The sequence below is a fragment of the Streptomyces sp. NRRL F-525 genome (assembly GCF_000716605.1).
Classification (GTDB): Bacteria; Actinomycetota; Actinomycetes; order Streptomycetales; family Streptomycetaceae; genus Streptomyces.
Genome location: NZ_JNXE01000027.1, coordinates 134,017 through 149,352 on the forward strand (window position 1 = coordinate 134,017; position 15,336 = coordinate 149,352).

Sequence of the window (15,336 nt, forward strand, 5' to 3'; positions counted from 1 at the left end):
CGCCGCACCCCGCACCCACGAGGACACCATGACCAGCACCAGCACCAGCACCACCGTCATCACCAACATCGCCACGCTGGTCACCAACGACCCCTCCCTAGGTGACAGATCTCCCCTCGGTCTGATCCAGGACGCGGCCGTCGTCATCGACGGCGACCGCATCGCGTGGACCGGTGAATCAAGCAAAGCACCCGCCACTGACAACCGGGTCGACGCCGGTGGACGGGCGGTCCTGCCCGGCTTCGTGGACTCCCACTCGCACCTCGTCTTCGCCGGCGACCGCACCCAGGAGTTCAACGCCCGCATGTCCGGGCGGGCGTACAGCGCGGGCGGCATCCGTACGACGGTCGCGGCGACGCGCGCGGCGAGCGACGCGGAACTGGAGGCGAACCTCACCCGCTACCTGACCGAGGCCCTCCGCCAGGGCACCACCACCTTCGAGACGAAGTCGGGCTACGGCCTGACGGTCGCCGACGAGTCCCGCGCCCTCCGGATCGCCGCCGCGCACACGGACGAGGTGACGTACCTAGGCGCACACATCGTCTCCCCGGACTACGCCGACGACCCCGCCGCCTACGTGTCCCTGGTCACCGGCGAGATGCTCGACGCCTGCGCCCCGCACGCCCGTTGGATCGACGTGTTCTGCGAGAAGGGCGCGTTCGACGGCGACCAGGCGCGAGCGATCCTGACGGCGGGCAAGGCGAGGGGGTTGCTCCCACGCATCCACGCCAATCAGTTGTCGTTCGGCCCGGGGGTCCAACTCGCCGTAGAACTGGACGCGGCGAGCGCGGACCACTGCACGCACCTCACGGACGCGGACGTGGACGCCCTGGCGAGCGGCGCGACGGTCGCGACGCTTCTCCCCGGCGCGGAGTTCTCGACACGAGCGGAATGGCCGAACGCGCGCCGCCTGTTGGACGCGGGCGTCACGGTCGCCCTCTCGACGGACTGCAACCCGGGTTCGTCCTTCACGTCCTCCGTCCCCTTCTGCATCGCGCTGGCGGTACGGGACATGGGAATGACCCCGGACGAGGCGGTGTGGGCGGCCACGGCGGGCGGTGCGGCGGCACTGCGCCGGGACGACGTGGGCCGCATCACGGCGGGGGCGAGGGCCGACCTGATCCTGCTGGACGCGCCCAGCCACGTGCATCTGGCGTATCGGCCGGGGGTGCCGCTGGTGACTGAGGTGTGGCGGCGGGGAACGCGGGCGGTCGCTGGAAGCCGGGGCTACATCTAACCACTGCCGTGCGCGGTGACTGGTTAGAAAATACCCCGGCGTTCAGAGGGTGAGGGGCCGGGAGCGAGTGGCCGATAGCGAAAACGGTTGGTACCGCGGCGACTGTCACGTGCACTCGACGTGCTCGCACGGAGGCGAGCTGACACCGGAACGCCTCGCTGCCGAGGCCCGCGCGGCGGGTCTGGATTTCCTGGCGGCGACCGAGCACAACAACGCGGACACGCACGCCACTTGGGGCCGGTACGCCAGCGACGACTTCCTGGTGATCCTGGGCCAGGAGGTCACCACCAGAACCGGCCACTGGCTCGCGCTGGGGGTACGACCGGGGCAGGTGGTCGACTGGCGGTACGGCGCGGCGGACAAGGCGGTCGGCCGACATCTCGACGAAGTCCATCACGGCGGCGGGTTGTGCGTGGCGGCGCACCCGCACGCGCCGTACGACTCAGGCACGTTCCTGTACCCGTACCAGGGGTTCGACGCGGTCGAGGTCTGGAACGGCCCGTGGAGTTCGGACCTGCCCTGGCAGGCGGACAACGAGGCGGCGTTGGCGGAATGGGGACGGAGTCTCGGCACGGACATCCGGCGGCGGGGCGGTTGGCGCCCGGCGATGGGCAACAGCGACGCTCACCTGTCCGGCCAGATCGGCATTCCACACACCGTCGTACAGGCCGAGGAGCTGAGTACGGGCGCGGTGCTCGCCGGGATCCGTGCCGGGCGGAGTTGGATCGCCGGGTCTGCCGCCGTGGAGTTGTCCTTCGAGGTCTCCGCGGGTGCTCAACGGGTCCAGATCGGCGGGCAGTTGGAACACCACGATGAACCGGCGGTGGCCCGGGCGCGCGTGAGCGGCGTGCCTTCAGGGACGGTCAGTTTTCACACCGGGCGGGGAAAGGCACACGTTGCTTCGCTGCCGGGTACGGGAGCGGGCGAGGTGAAGTGGCGTGTCGACACGGCGGACCCGACGTTCGTCCGGGTCGAGGTGCGGCATCCCGACGGCGATATGGCGGCCCTGAGCAACCCGATCATTCTGGGTTGAGGAACAGACCCGACTTCACGCCGTGTAGGAGATGGGCCAACGGGGCGGTGCTGATGGTGAGTTCGGTGTCGGGGGTGTCGCTCTCGCGGAGGTGGAGGGTCATGGGGGTGGCGGCGAGTTCGACGCAGGTGTTGCCTTCGCCGCCGTCCGAGAACGTGGACTTCTGCCAGTGCAGGGCGTGGCTCATGGTGCGTCTCACAGTTCCTTCGTCAGGTGGTGGATGAAGTCCCGTGACGCCGTGGGGTCCAGCGACGCCTTCTCCACCTTACGGAAGAGTGTTCGGAGCCGTTTCAGCTGTGCTTCGGCGTCGATGAACATGGTCCCACCTGGGGTGTCCCTGAGCCCGGTGTCCAGTTGGGCCAGCGGACCGCCCATGTACATCATCGAGGCGCCGGCACCGGCGAAGCCGTCCTGGTCGGTCGGGATGACGCGCACGGTGGCGTGTCCCTGCTCGATCTCCGCCAGGATGCGGCGGAGTTGAGCGGTGGATGCCTGGCGGTCGGCCACGCGGATGCGCAGGGCGAACTCGTGGATGATCGTCTCGTACGGGGTCGGGTTGTCGCCCTCGATGACAGCCCGCCGTTTCATCCGGTGGTCCACCCGGGGGGCCAGCTCGCTCTCCGGCAGTTCAGGGCGCATGTACCCGAAGACCGCCCGCGCGTAGTCCGGTGTCTGGAGCAACCCGGGGACGTGCGTGATCACGACCTCCCGCAGAAACTTCGCGTGGTGCTCCGCCTCGGCCACGTCCAGGTTCACCTGGGGCAGGACTCCCTTGTACTCGTCCCACCACCCGCGGGTGCGCTCGGTCGCCATCGCCACGAGCGCCTCGATCAACTCCTCGTTCGTGCAGGCACAGTGGGCCGCCAGCCTGCGTAGGCGCTCCTCGCTGATCGCCGAACTACCGGCTTCGATCTGGCTCATGTGCGCCGAGCTCGCCCCGAGGAGCCCGGCGATCTCTTTGGCCGGCTTGCCCGCGGCCTCCCGCAGTTTGCGCAACTCGGAACCCAGACGCACATGTCGGGCGGTGGGCTGGCTCCGCATGGTCATCCGAGTAACTGCCTCTCTGGGACTCCTCGTTCGGGGCCAGATTACGCGAGGCGGTTGCGAGGGTACGAATTTACACCCTACTGTCGGTGATGCGACGCACACGCTGCGGAAGCGCACCGCTTCGTCCTGCCATGACGGCCGCGGCAATGCCACCGCCCGCGCCCAACAACCCCCTCGCCCCCCGGAGTTGACCCATGCCCGAAACCGAGCCCGAACCCTGGGAGTACTCCCTCTCCGTGCCGCACGATCGCCGTGCCGTCACCGTCTGCCGCCGCACCCTGCGCCTCGTGCTCACCGCGCACGGCCTCATCGGGGTCGTCGACACCGCCGAACTCCTCGCGACGGAGCTGGTCGCCAACGCCGTACTCCACACCAAGGGGCCCGTGATGCTCCGAGTGCGTTGGTCGGCGGGGGTGTTGCGGGTCGGCGCGTGGGACGCGGACCCCGAACCCCCTGAACCGCCCGGCCAGTTGGAGAACCTCCTGGACGCCGAGGCAGGGAGAGGGCTCGCGTTGGTGCGGGCATGCGCCGACTGCTGGGGGTGGCAGCCGCTGTCGAGGAACGGGCAGCGCGGCAAGTACGTGTGGTGCGAACTGGGGGTGGCGTAGTGACCGGAGGGAAGAAGGGCGCGCCGAGGGGTGGGCCGCGGCCATTCTGCGTACCTTCCAGCGGCGTCAGATCGACGTCCCCGCCGACGTCCGCGACCGCATCCTCGCCTCCACCGACCTCGACGAACTCGGCACCTGGTTCGACCGCTCCCACGAGGTCGCCGACGCACGGGAGTTGTTCACCGAGGGGTCTTGAAGCGGAGTGCCGATCCGCCGGGCCTCACCCCGTCGCCCGCCCGGCGGACGCCCGCTCCATCGCCCCGTCCAGATGCGCGATGACCGCCGGTACGTCCCCGCTCTCCGTCCCCCGGATCAACTCCAGCGCCGGTCGAACGAGAAGGCCAGGCCGGGCGATCAACCGGGCCAGTACCGCCGCCCGGACGTCCAGCCGGTCGATCGTGGCCTCGCGTTCCGCCTCCGTCTGGCCCGCCAGCAGCACCGCGTTGTACCAGGCCTCCTGCCGGGACTGGACGACGCTGAAGTCCAGGATCTCCTCGTCCGTGCGGCCCCCGACCTTGTCCAGCAGGGACAGGAGAGGCGATACGGCGCCCACCGAGTCCTCCAGCACCAGCACCACCCCCGCGAGGATGTCGTTGATCAGCAGGAAGTCGTGCTGGAGCGCGTGGATGTCCTCGCCGGGGCTGGTCCGTGCGGCGGCGACGGCCAGGTCGAGGTTGATGTGCGCGTTCACGCCGAGGATGAGGTGCTGGACGATCACCGTGTCGGCATCGGAGAGCAGCCCGAACGTCTCGCGCCAGCAGCGCGGCCCGCTCCGGTCGCGTTGCCAGGCGTCGTGCGCTTCGAAGTAGCGGTTGCCGAAGAGCGTGTCGAAACGGTCCATCCGGGGGCCGTCCTCGAACTGCCCGGCGTGGATGGCCTTGCGGATCTCGACAGTCACTTGCCGGTATAGCGCCGCGAAGTACCCGACCCGGTCACCGGCATCCGTCGCCTCCCGCACGATCCCCGCAAGCCCGTCCACGACCTCGTCGATGTTCTGCGCCTGTGCCGGTGCCTGTTCCTGTGCAGCCATGCCCAACTCCCCTTTGTCGGAGCCACAGTTCGGACTGCTCAGTCTCACCGAAAATGACAGCTCCGGTACGGCTCACACCCACACCCGGCCGACGGGACCCCGCCTCACCCCGCCCGCCACCGCTGCCCCGCACCCCCACTCAGCGGCACCAGCGACACCCCCTCCTCCCCGTCCGGCGCCATCCCCGTCAGGATCGCGATCTCCGGGCGGATCACCCCGTCCGCGTCCACCGTGAACCGCAGGTTCTCGCCATGGCTCCCGTCCACCGAATCGCACTCCCAGATGCCGACGCCCTTCTCCACGGACCCCCGGCTGTCCAGGCACAGGTCGGAGTCGGCGGACGACTGCACCACCCCGCGCCCGGAGTCGACGCGCCACAGCTGAGTGTCGGACGAGGTACAGGGCGCCGTGATCACATCCGTGCCCTTCGTCAGGTCGCCGTCGCGGATGTCCAGGCAGCGGCCCGTGGAGACGTTCACGATCTGCGCGGAGGTGCCGTCGGGCGCGTGCGTGGTCGCGGACGGGGAGGGGGAGGGCGTCGCGCTCGCGGAGCGGCTCGGCTTCGAATGCGAACTCCTCGTCGGGGACGGCGACTTGGCGGTGGACACCGATGGCGTCACCGGGACCGTCGCCGTCACCGTCACCTCGGACGGACCCGACGGGATCGCCACCGCGCCCGCCGCCCCACCCGGCCGCGACGTCCCCCCGCCCGGCCGCAGCAGAAAGAACAGCAGCGGCACCAACGCCACCCCCAGCGCCGCCGACGCCAGCACCAGCCGCCGCCGCGAAGGTGTCCAACTCGCCGGAGTCCCGAGGGCGTTGCTCCGAGCCTCCTCGCGATCCCGTATCGCGTACGACGCCCCCGCCCACGCCAGCAGCCCCTCCGCCAGCGTCACCCGCGGCGCGTCCCGCAGCGCCGTCAGTTCCTCGTACGCGCCCGTGCAGTGGACGCACTGCGCCATGTGCGCGTGCAGGTCGGCGCTGTCGCGGGGGTTGTCGGGGCGTACCGACTCCTCGATCAGCCGCCGGAAGTCACCGCAGCGCGGGTCGTCGGAGGCGGCCAGGCGGGACTTCAGGCAGGCCTGGGCCATGGACTGGAGGGCCGGTCCGGTGCCGTGGACGACGTCCTCGCGGGTGAGGCCGAGGAGGGAGGCGGTCACGGTCTCCGGTTCGCGGTCGACGACGCCGTACCAGACCAGGCCCTGTGTCCGGGAGGGGAGCGACAGGAACGCCGGGAGCATGGCGGGTGCCGGGTCCGTCGTGTTCAGGAGCAGGAGGAGGCCGGCGTCGAGGCCGGTCGAGCGGTCGTCCCGGGACCAGGACGCGGCCACCCGCCCGGTCAGCAGCAGGAGTTGGTGCCGCCAGGGGACGGACGGGTCCACGCCGCGTGCCGTCTCGCGGGCCGCGAGCGTGAACGCCTGTGCCGCCAGCTGCCGTGCCGCCGACTCGCTCGTCGCGCACAGGCGGGCGTAGGAGAGCACGGACGGCTGGTGCCGGGTGCGGAGTTCCTGCAGGGCCGCGTAGACCGTGGCCGTGTCGGCGCGCAGTGACTCGGTGAGCCGGGCGTCGGACGCTCCGGGTATGCCGTCGTCCTTCTCGGAGCGAACCATTCACCCGCCTCCTCGCGCCCGTCCTGACGGACCAGCCAGTTTGCCGGGTGACCATAGTGGTGGAAGGAGACCGGTGGGGAAAGAGGTTTCTGTGGGTAACCCCGGGGGTGGTACGGGAGCGTCCGGGAACGCCTGAGCGCGGCGCACACACGCGCGCCGCGCTCAGTACAGGCGATACCGGAGACACCGCCAGAGGGAGATGCAGGCGATACCTGCGTACAGCCAGGGGAGTTCCTACTCCTCGACCGTCAGTCCCTTCCGCAGCCGCACCAGCGTCCGCGACAACAGTCGCGACACATGCATCTGCGAGATGCCCAGCTCGTCGCCGATCTCCGACTGCGTCATGTTGGCGACGAAGCGCAGGGAGAGGATCTGCCGGTCCCGGGACGGGAGTTCGGCGATCAGCGGCTTCAACGACTCGACGTACTCGATGCCTTCGAGTCCGTGGTCCTCGTAGCCGATGCGGTCCGCGAGGGCGCCCTCGGAGTCGTCCTCCTCGGGCTGCGCGTCAAGTGAGCTGGCGGTGTAGGCGTTCGACGCCGCCATGCCCTCGACGACCTCCTCCTTGGAGATCTTCAGGCGCTCGGCCAACTCGGCCACGGTGGGGGCGCGGTCGAGTTGCTGGGCCAGTTCGTCGCCGGCCTTGGCCAGGTCGAGCCGGAGTTCCTGCAGTCGGCGCGGGACGCGCACGGACCACGAGGTGTCGCGGAAGAAGCGCTTGATCTCACCGACGATGGTTGGCATCGCGAAGGTGGGGAACTCGACGCCGCGACTGAGTTCGAAGCGGTCGATCGCCTTGATCAGGCCGATGGTGCCGACCTGGATGATGTCCTCCATGGGTTCGCTGCGCGAGCGGAACCGGGAGGCGGCGAACTTGACCAGCGCGAGGTTGAGTTCGACGAGGGTGTTGCGGACGTACGAGTACTCGTGCGTGCCTTCCTCGAGCGATTCCAGCCGCTCGAAGAGGGTCTTGGAGAGCGCCCGCGCGTCTACGGCGCCGATCTCGTCGTACGGGGGGATCTCGGGGAGCCCCTCGATGGCATTGGGATCCAGTTGTGCCGGTGGGGGTGTCGACGTCGCTGTCGGGGTAGGCGATGCGTCGAGCCGGGGTGACATGGCGTCCTCCATCGTTCTCGGCATATGGCTGCCGAAGCCGGTGCGTGCACTGCGGAGTGCGGCGCCTCCAAAGCCGGTCGTGTCGGTCGGGCGGTCGTTTCGACAGTCGGGGCGGGATCCGGTCGGTTGCCGGACTTGTCCGTCGTATCGAATGTCCAAATACTTGTCTCTACTAGCCCTACCCGTTTTCCGGAGCCCGCCGCAAGTGCGCTGTGTACCCATATGTCCCTTTACGGGCGGTTGTTCGGGTGTCAGAGAGTGTGAGGAAGGCGTAGTGTTCCAGGGCGAACGTCAACAGCCACGACCTCGGGAGAGAGAGACGGCATGGACCGCGGGACGGTCGGCAGCGCACAGTCTGGCCGGCTTCTGGTCGAGGTGCGGAAACAGGGCCTCAGCGCAGTCGTGACACCGGCGGGTGAGTTGGACCACCACACCGCCGATCTGTTGCGGGAACCGCTGGAGGACCTGCTCGCCCATGGGTACGCACGGCTCGTCGTGGACTGCTCACGGCTGGAGTTCTGCGACTCCACGGGCCTGAACGTACTGCTCGGCGCGCGCCTGAAGGCGGAAGCCGCAGGGGGCGGAGTGCACCTCGCGGGGATGAAGCCCGCGGTGGCGCGCGTGTTCGAGATCACCGGGGCGGAAGCGGTCTTCACCGTCCACGACACCCTCGGGGCCGCCCTCGCCGACGAGTCCGGCTGAGCCCCGTTCTCCCCCGCGCGACCGGCGGATTCCCCGTGCCTCGTCTTCCGTGCCGAGTAAGGGGTGTTTTGCCGGTTCGCTCGGGCAGGAGAACATCTGAACCTGTCGAGACCCCGAGCGACCAATTCGCTCCTGATCCACGTACTGACTCTTGAACACGTACCGACTCTTGAATCGTGAACCGGTGAATCGGTGAGGTGAAGCGCTGATGAGCACCACCCGGCCCTACCCGCCGGGCGACCGCCCGGAGTCCGGTGGCGCTGCGGAGGCGCCCGCCGGAGGCGCTTCCGTGCCGTCCGTCGGGGACGACGCCGAACCGGCCGCGGGCCGGGACACCCGCAGGCTCAGTTTCGCGGGCGAGAGCGGGGTCGTACCGCTGGCCCGCGACTTCGCCCGCCAGGCCCTGTACGCCTGGGGCTGGCTGCCCGCCGAGGGCGCCGACCGGCGCGCGGCCGCCGAGGACGTGCTCCTCGTCGTCTCCGAGCTGGTCACCAACGCCTGTCTGCACGCCGAAGGCCCGGACGAGATGTGGATCACCTGCGAGAACAAGGTGATCCGGGTCGAGGTCTCCGACCGCGGCACGGGCCAGCCCGCCCCCAGAACCCCGCACCGCGCGGGCCGCCCCGGCGGCCACGGCATGTTCATCGTGCAGCGGCTCTGCCTGGACTGGGGCGTCGTCCGCGCCCCGGGAGTCACCGGCAAGACGGTCTGGGCGGAGCTGGGCGCCCCCGCCTAGCCCGCCCCGTTTCCCGGCCGGACCCGGCCGGGAAATTCATTTCCCCGCCCCCGGACCCGGCCCTACGCTCGTCCCCAACGCGCTGACGGAGACGAGTACCCCGGGTCCCGCGAGCCGAGAGAGCCGCCGGCGCTGTGAAGGCGGCCTCGCACCCCGGGCGAATCCCCTCCCGAGCGCGGGGAGGAACGGCCCGCCACCCCGGCGGACCCCATGCCCCGCCGGCCGGCCCCCGTCACCGGGCCAGAACGAGACCGTTCTACGGCGGCACGCGACCGTTTCCACGGCCGTGCGGCCCGCGACCGGTGAAGGCGTGGTGGCACCGCGAGCACCCTCTCGCCCACGCCCCGAGGGATCACCCCCGGGGCGGTTCTTGTGCCCCGGCCGACGCGAGGCGAGCCGAAGGGGCGCGTCGGCGTCGAGAGGTCGAGCGCGCGGAGGCCCGAAGGGCTGAGCACGGTCGGGCTCTCGACACCGACTTGGGCGCCCCGGAGGTGAGCCGCGCCGATGTAGCGAACGGAGCACGCACGATGCTCGACGTCACCCTCATTCGACAGCAGCCCGAGCGGGTCCGCGAGGCTCTGCGCAAGCGCGCGGTGGACGCCGACCTTCCGGCGTTCCTCGCCCTGGACACCCGGTTCCGGGACACCCGTACGGCCGTGGAGCGGCTGCGCGGCGAACGGAAGCGGATCTCGGCGGAGATCGCGGCCCGCCGCAGGACGGGCACCGCGGCCGATGGCCTCCAGGCGACCGCCTCGACCCTGGCCGACCAGGTCACGAAGGCCGAGGGCGAACTCGCCCGACTCACCCGCGAACACCAGCAGTTCCTCGACGCCCTGCCCAACCTCCCCGACGAGGACGTGATCGCGGGCGGCAAGGAGAACAACGAGGTCGTACGGACCGTAGGCACCCCGACCCCCGCCCCTCCTCCCCGCGACCATGTCCAACTCGCCCAGGATCTCGGCCTGGTGGACTACCGGCGCGGCACCGCCCTCGCCGGCAACGGCCACTGGATCTACCGGGGCGACGGCGCCGCACTGGAATGGGCCCTGCTCAACCACTTCCTCGACAGCCACCGCCGGGCGGGCTACGAGTTCGTGCTGCCGCCGCATGTGCTGACCTACGAAGCGGGTTATACGGCGGGCCAGTTCCCGAAGTTCGCCGACGAGGTGTTCGTGGTGGAGGAGGGCGAGGGCGGCCGCCCGGAGCGCTTCCTGCTGCCCACCGCCGAGACCGCGCTGGTCAACCTGCACCGCGGGGAGACCCTCGACGAGGCCGAACTGCCGCGCAAGTACGTGGCGTACACGCCCTGTTACCGCAAGGAGAGCGGCAGCCACCGCACCGCCGACCGGGGCACCCTGCGCGGCCACCAGTTCAACAAGGTCGAGCTGTTCCAGTTCGCGCGCCCCGCGGACTCGGACGCGGCCCAGCTCGAACTCCTGGCCCGCGCCGAGGAGTTGGTGGCCGGCCTCGGACTGCACTACCGGGTCACCAAACTCGCCGCCGGGGACACCAGCCCCGCCCAGGCGAAGACGTACGACGTGGAGGTCTGGCTGCCCAGCCTCGGCGCGTACACGGAGGTCAGTTCGGTGTCGAACGCCCGTGAGTACCAGGCCCGGCGCGGCGGCATCCGGTACCGCCCGGCGGGCGGCGGCAAGGCGGCGTACGTGCACACGCTCAACGCCTCGGGGCTGGCGACCAGCCGTCTCCTCCCCGCGATCCTCGAACAGCACCAACGGCCCGACGGTACGGTCGTGGTGCCCGAGGTGCTGCACCGCTGGGGCCTGCCCGACCTGCTCGGCTGACGCCCACCTCGGGTTACCTCCGGTCACCCCGTCCACTTGTCGACCTCCTTGCGCACGCCGGATCGTCACAACTCCGGCGTGCGCCTTGTCTTCCCTCCTCACGACCCCGGGCGTACCTTGACGGCCGATCTGATGTGCCGTCAGGAATGAGGGGACCGTGTCGTACCAGAAACGAACCGCAGCGCTCGCGTCCGTCGCGGCCCTGGCCGGCTCGGCGGTATTCATGGCCGCCCCCGCAGCCCGGGCCGACGTGGTCGACGTCAACTACAAGTGCCAGACGCCCATCGGCGTCAAGACCGCCGTCTCGCCGATCGACATCAAGGGCGTCAAGAGCGGCAGCGCCTACAAACTCACCATGTCCTGGCAGAAGGGCGTCTCCTCCAGCCCCGTCGAACTCGGCAAGGGCGCGATGAGCCCGAGCGCCACCATCAAGGTGGGCGGCGCGGACAGCGGCACGGTCGCGGTGTCGGGCCCGGCCAACCAGGCCGCGATCCCCGCCAACACCCCCATCAAAATCAACGACTTGACGGGCACGTACACCCCGAAGGCGTCCGGCAAGGTCACGTTCACGGCGGCCGTCCTCACCATCAAGGCCCTCGGTACGACGACGACGTGCACCCCCACCAACAGCCCCGGCCCGTCCCTCACGCTGGACGTGACAGCGGCGGGCGGATCATCGGGATCCAGCGGCTCGACCGGTACCACGGGTTCCACAAGCTCCGGCACCGGTACGGACTCCAGTGGCACACTCCCGAAGACCGGCCCCGACGACTCGGTCGTCGCGCTCGGCACGCTCGGCGGCACGGTCCTGCTCGCGGGCGCGGCGGGCACCCTGTGGCTGACCCGGCGCAACCAGACGGCCCGCGCCCGCCGCTGACAGCCCCCCGCAAGCCCGCTGGAGCCGCCCATGCTGTCGACCGCCCGCGTCCTGTGTCTGTCCCTCCTGACCCTCCTGGCGGCCACGCCGACCGCAACGGCCGCCGGGGGATGGACCGTTGCGCCCGCGGGTGGCGGACGCCCGACGTTCTACGCGGAGGGCGAGCCCGGCACGACCCTCCAGGACACGGTGTCCGTGACCAACCCGACCGGCCGCCCGATCACGGTACGACTACAGGCCACAGGCGCCCCGATCACCTTCGCCGACAGGGGAGTCGCGATCCCGCCCCGCACCCGCGCCGACATCCCCTTCACGGTGAACGTCCCGGCGACCGCGCTCCCCGGCGACCGCACCGCCACGATCACCGCGCGCGACACGAAGGGCCGAGAGGCGACGGCACGACTCCAACTCCACGTACGCGGCCCGGCGTTGTCGGCCCTGACCGTCGAACACGTGGCGGTCCACGACAACGGCATCACCTACGACCTGGTCAACCGAGGCACCACCCTCCTCACCCCGAGACTGGCCGTCCACGCCACCGGCCTCTTCGGCACCCTCCTGGACCGCGCCCCCCGCACCCTCCCGGTCCAACTCCCACCCGGCGAACGCCTGAAGCTCACCGAACCCTGGCCCGACCACCCCACCCTGGACGCGGTCGACGTACGCCTCACGGTCACGGCGACGGGCGGCGCCCACGACACGGCGGACGCGCCGACGAGGTTCGTGCCGTGGGGAGCGGTGACGGGCATCGGGGTCGTGGCCACGGCAGGAACCACGCTGCTCCTCGTTCGCCTACGCCTACGCCTACGACGTCGGACCGAGTTGACGGGAGCGGTGATGTGAGCGGCAAGGTGCGGATTCCGGCGCTGGTGGCGGTACTCGCGCTGCTCCTGCTGCCGTTGGCGGGGACGACGTCCGCCGCGGCGGCGGGCGGGCCGAGCGTGAAGCTCTCCAAGTCGCAGGCGGGGACGGGTGGTTCGATCACCGTCTCCGGCAGCGGCTGGCGGCCGCACGCCCTGCTGATGATGCTGGTCTGCGGACAGGCGACACCCGCGCGCGGGGTGCTCGGCGGCACCAACTCCTGTGCGAACGCGGACGGCAGAGCCGTCACGACGGACGCCAAGGGCGTCTTCAGCAAGAAGCTGCCGGTGTCCGAACCGCCGGTGCCGTGCCCGTGCGTGGTGCATGTGGCGACGGTGACGGGGGCGAGCGCATCGGCGGACACGGTCTTCCAGGTGGCGGGCCACGCGATCGAACCACTGCCCGCGGAGCCGTCGACCGGCCGCCTGTCGGTCCTCTCCGACACCCGCCTGGACGGTTCGAGCGGCCTGCTGACCTGGTTCGGGGCACCACCGTCCCGCACGCTGGTCTTCACGGTGGGCAACGCGGGCTCGTCCCCGGTCAAGAACCCCGTGTTCCAAGTCGGCACCTCCCACGGGGTGTTCGCACCGCAGTGGGACGACCAGCAGTACAGCGGCACGATCACGCCCGGAGGAAAGGCGGAGATCAAACTCCCCGTCGAACTCTCGGCCGGAGCGCACGGCGACTACACCGTCTCCATGAAGTACGGCGGCCGGGTACTCGCCGAACAGCCATGGGGAGTCGGCCGCCCCTGGGGCGTGACCCTGTTCTGGGTCCTGGTCTGCGTGGTCGTACCGGCGGCGGTGTTCCGCATCGGAATGGCCGTGGTGGACCGCCTACGGCCACGCAAGGCGGCCCGCAGCATGGGCCCGCCCCGGCACAGGGCCCTGCACATGCCCACTCAACTCACCGTACGCATGCCGAAGTTGGGCAGGACGGCCGCCTCCCGGGAAGCAGCCGCGGCCGCCCCTACGACCTCGACCCTGCCGTGGTTCACCCCGGACTCCGATCCGGGCACGGCGGCCGGTCGACTCTCCGCACCGCACGACGACAGCCCGACGAGTCCGACGACTCCCACCAGGAAGGGACTTACGTGAGCAAGCGAAGGAGAGTCATACCGGCCGGCGGAGGCGGTGTACGGAGAGCGGGCGCGGCCACGTTCGCGCTGGTCCTCGGCGGTGCGGGCCTCGCGCTCGGCCTGACCGCAGGGACCGCGCAGGCCGCCGAGGTGTCCTACGCCACCCACTGCGTGCCGCCCGCCGGCATCGACCCGGTCGACGGCACCACCAAGGTCGAGATCACCGCGCCCGCCACAGCGAAGGTGGGCGACACGGTCGACGTCGTCTGGAAGTTCACCCAGGCCGCGTCCAAGAACCCCGACATCATCGACCTCCCCGCCAACTCGGTCCAGCCGTCCGGGATCCTGAAGGCGGCCGGCGCGCAGACCGCCGACATCGCGATGCAGGGCCCGCGCACGAACCCGGCGATCCCCAAGGGCGCGGTGATGACCCTGTCCGACATGAAGGGCTCGTTGAAGCTGACGACGGCGGGGTCGGTGACGCTGACTCCGGACGCGTACACGGTCAACGCGTTCTCGACGGACACGAAGTGCACACCGACGGCTACGGTCTCGCCGTCGGCGACGATCAATGTGACGGCGGGAGACGGCAGTTCGTCCAGCCCGTCCCCCAGTCCATCGGACTCGACGTCGGCATCGGCATCGGAATCAGCCTCGGAGTCCGCGTCACCCAGTGATTCGACCTCGGCTTCGACCTCGGCTTCGACCTCGGCTTCGACATCGGCATCGGCGAGTGCCAGCGACGGCACCGGGACCGGCCAGACGGACTTCACCGGCAAGGAGGTCTCCGTCCCGTACGCGTGCAAGACGCCGATCGGTGACAAGAACGCGACCTCGCCCGTGCAGATCAACGCCACGAAGGGCGGCGGGAGTTACGACCTCACCGTGAAGTTCAACGGGTCGGTGATGGACAGCCCGGCGGACATCCCCGCGGACTCCGTGAAACCGTCGATGGAGGTGGTCCTGGGCGGCGCCGACAAGGGAACGGTCCACGTAGAGGGCCCGACCAACTCCGCCGCCATCAAGTCCGGCGACCCGATCGAGATCCCGGACCTGACTGGCACATACAAACCGGGCGCGAGCGGTACGTCGACACTGTCCCCCGGCGTCCTGACGGTCAACGCCCTCGGCACGACGACGACTTGCACCCCCACGAAGTCAGAGGTCTCACTGACTCTGGACACGACGGAACAGGCAAGCGGAGCGTCCGGCGGCTCGTCGACATCGGGCGGTACGTCAACGTCGACATCCACCTCGGGAGGCCTGGCGGAAACCGGCTCGGACAGCCACGGCGGCCTGAAGGCGCTCGGCCTTGTCTCCGGTACGGCGATTCTGCTTGGAGTGGCGGTGTTTACGTTCATGCCGGGGCGGAGGCGACTGCGCTGACAAGTGCGGGTTGGCCGCCCGCTTCTTGTCAGTGTCGGGATTGCGGGAGCCGAGTAAAGGGCGCTCCCTGCGGTCGCGTCGCCTGCGGCGATGGCCCTGCGGGCCACCCTTGCACGCCGCCTCGGCTCAGCGGCCAACGGTGAGTGGGGGGTGTGGGGTGGGTGGGGCTGGGAAGTGTGACAGTCGAAGCGGAAGTGTCACACTTTCCAGCCC

At 70.3% G+C, this 15,336-nt stretch carries 15 protein-coding genes; 10 read left to right on the forward strand and 5 right to left on the reverse strand.

What is annotated here, in order from left to right:
* The first annotated feature begins 28 nt into the window (after window positions 1–28).
* Together hutI and OO69_RS32165 are read left to right on the forward strand one after the other, a co-directional pair.
* Window positions 29–1,237 (forward strand): imidazolonepropionase, encoded by a 1,209-nt coding sequence (gene hutI, locus OO69_RS32160; protein WP_033284372.1) that lies wholly within the window; start codon window positions 29–31, stop codon window positions 1,235–1,237.
* 67 nt (window positions 1,238–1,304) lie between these two features.
* Window positions 1,305–2,270 carry a CehA/McbA family metallohydrolase gene (locus OO69_RS32165; RefSeq protein WP_234444585.1) on the forward strand — a complete coding sequence of 322 codons (966 nt, stop codon included), beginning with the start codon at window positions 1,305–1,307 and terminating at the stop codon, window positions 2,268–2,270.
* Here the strand turns inward: OO69_RS32165 and OO69_RS32170 are convergent.
* Window positions 2,257–2,457: a DUF397 domain-containing protein gene (locus OO69_RS32170; protein ID WP_033284374.1), complete on the reverse strand. Its 201-nt coding sequence runs from the start codon at window positions 2,455–2,457 to the stop codon at window positions 2,257–2,259. The two genes, OO69_RS32165 and OO69_RS32170, sit on opposite strands and share 14 nt — an antisense overlap.
* Before the next feature lie 8 nt (window positions 2,458–2,465).
* Window positions 2,466–3,317: a helix-turn-helix domain-containing protein gene (locus tag OO69_RS32175; RefSeq protein WP_033284375.1), complete on the reverse strand. Its 852-nt coding sequence runs from the start codon at window positions 3,315–3,317 to the stop codon at window positions 2,466–2,468.
* A gap of 194 nt (window positions 3,318–3,511) precedes the next feature.
* Here OO69_RS32175 and OO69_RS32180 point away from each other — a divergent pair, with 194 nt between their 5' ends.
* On the forward strand, window positions 3,512–3,925 hold the full coding sequence (locus tag OO69_RS32180) for an ATP-binding protein (protein WP_033284376.1): 414 nt from the start codon (window positions 3,512–3,514) through the stop codon (window positions 3,923–3,925).
* A 220-nt stretch (window positions 3,926–4,145) separates the two neighbouring features.
* On the opposite strand, the gene OO69_RS32185 is transcribed toward OO69_RS32180, so the two are convergent.
* From OO69_RS32185 to OO69_RS32195, 3 genes are all read right to left on the reverse strand, one after another.
* Window positions 4,146–4,955, reverse strand: coding sequence for a DUF5995 family protein (locus OO69_RS32185; RefSeq protein WP_033284377.1), 810 nt, complete (start codon window positions 4,953–4,955; stop codon window positions 4,146–4,148).
* 104 nt (window positions 4,956–5,059) lie between these two features.
* On the reverse strand, window positions 5,060–6,565 hold the full coding sequence (locus OO69_RS32190) for an RICIN domain-containing protein (RefSeq protein WP_051801328.1): 1,506 nt from the start codon (window positions 6,563–6,565) through the stop codon (window positions 5,060–5,062).
* Window positions 6,566–6,799: 234 nt separating this feature from the next.
* Window positions 6,800–7,681 carry an RNA polymerase sigma factor SigF gene (locus OO69_RS32195; protein WP_033284378.1) on the reverse strand — a complete coding sequence of 294 codons (882 nt, stop codon included), beginning with the start codon at window positions 7,679–7,681 and terminating at the stop codon, window positions 6,800–6,802.
* A 324-nt stretch (window positions 7,682–8,005) separates the two neighbouring features.
* On the opposite strand from OO69_RS32195, the gene OO69_RS32200 reads away from it, so the two are divergent.
* The 7 genes from OO69_RS32200 (at window position 8,006) to OO69_RS32230 (ending at window position 15,123) form a co-directional block, all read left to right on the forward strand.
* Window positions 8,006–8,383 carry an STAS domain-containing protein gene (locus OO69_RS32200; protein WP_033284379.1) on the forward strand — a complete coding sequence of 126 codons (378 nt, stop codon included), beginning with the start codon at window positions 8,006–8,008 and terminating at the stop codon, window positions 8,381–8,383.
* 208 nt (window positions 8,384–8,591) lie between these two features.
* Window positions 8,592–9,119 (forward strand): ATP-binding protein, encoded by a 528-nt coding sequence (locus tag OO69_RS32205; protein ID WP_033284380.1) that lies wholly within the window; start codon window positions 8,592–8,594, stop codon window positions 9,117–9,119.
* A gap of 527 nt (window positions 9,120–9,646) precedes the next feature.
* Entirely contained in the window at window positions 9,647–10,921 is a 1,275-nt protein-coding gene (serS, locus tag OO69_RS32210) for a serine--tRNA ligase (protein WP_033284381.1), read from the forward strand.
* Between the two features lie 157 nt (window positions 10,922–11,078).
* A complete protein-coding gene (locus tag OO69_RS32215) occupies window positions 11,079–11,798 on the forward strand; it encodes an LPXTG cell wall anchor domain-containing protein (RefSeq protein ID WP_033284382.1) in 720 nt (239 codons plus the stop codon).
* Between the two features lie 30 nt (window positions 11,799–11,828).
* Window positions 11,829–12,641: a hypothetical protein gene (locus OO69_RS32220; RefSeq protein ID WP_033284383.1), complete on the forward strand. Its 813-nt coding sequence runs from the start codon at window positions 11,829–11,831 to the stop codon at window positions 12,639–12,641.
* A complete protein-coding gene (locus OO69_RS32225) occupies window positions 12,638–13,756 on the forward strand; it encodes a hypothetical protein (RefSeq protein ID WP_033284384.1) in 1,119 nt (372 codons plus the stop codon). The genes OO69_RS32220 and OO69_RS32225 overlap by 4 nt, the downstream gene beginning before the upstream one ends.
* Window positions 13,753–15,123, forward strand: coding sequence for a hypothetical protein (locus OO69_RS32230; RefSeq protein WP_078652657.1), 1,371 nt, complete (start codon window positions 13,753–13,755; stop codon window positions 15,121–15,123). The genes OO69_RS32225 and OO69_RS32230 overlap by 4 nt, the downstream gene beginning before the upstream one ends.
* Window positions 15,124–15,336 lie beyond the last annotated feature (213 nt).

Coding starts and splice junctions, on each gene's coding strand:
- hutI (WP_033284372.1), top strand. CDS start 29: ATGACCAGCACCAGCACCAGCACCACCGTCATCACCAACATCGCCACG.
- OO69_RS32170 (WP_033284374.1), bottom strand. CDS start 2,457: ATGAGCCACGCCCTGCACTGGCAGAAGTCCACGTTCTCGGACGGCGGC.
- OO69_RS32175 (WP_033284375.1), bottom strand. CDS start 3,317: ATGACCATGCGGAGCCAGCCCACCGCCCGACATGTGCGTCTGGGTTCC.
- OO69_RS32180 (WP_033284376.1), top strand. CDS start 3,512: ATGCCCGAAACCGAGCCCGAACCCTGGGAGTACTCCCTCTCCGTGCCG.
- OO69_RS32185 (WP_033284377.1), bottom strand. CDS start 4,955: ATGGCTGCACAGGAACAGGCACCGGCACAGGCGCAGAACATCGACGAG.
- OO69_RS32190 (WP_051801328.1), bottom strand. CDS start 6,565: ATGGTTCGCTCCGAGAAGGACGACGGCATACCCGGAGCGTCCGACGCC.
- OO69_RS32195 (WP_033284378.1), bottom strand. CDS start 7,681: ATGTCACCCCGGCTCGACGCATCGCCTACCCCGACAGCGACGTCGACA.
- OO69_RS32200 (WP_033284379.1), top strand. CDS start 8,006: ATGGACCGCGGGACGGTCGGCAGCGCACAGTCTGGCCGGCTTCTGGTC.
- OO69_RS32205 (WP_033284380.1), top strand. CDS start 8,592: ATGAGCACCACCCGGCCCTACCCGCCGGGCGACCGCCCGGAGTCCGGT.
- serS (WP_033284381.1), top strand. CDS start 9,647: ATGCTCGACGTCACCCTCATTCGACAGCAGCCCGAGCGGGTCCGCGAG.
- OO69_RS32220 (WP_033284383.1), top strand. CDS start 11,829: ATGCTGTCGACCGCCCGCGTCCTGTGTCTGTCCCTCCTGACCCTCCTG.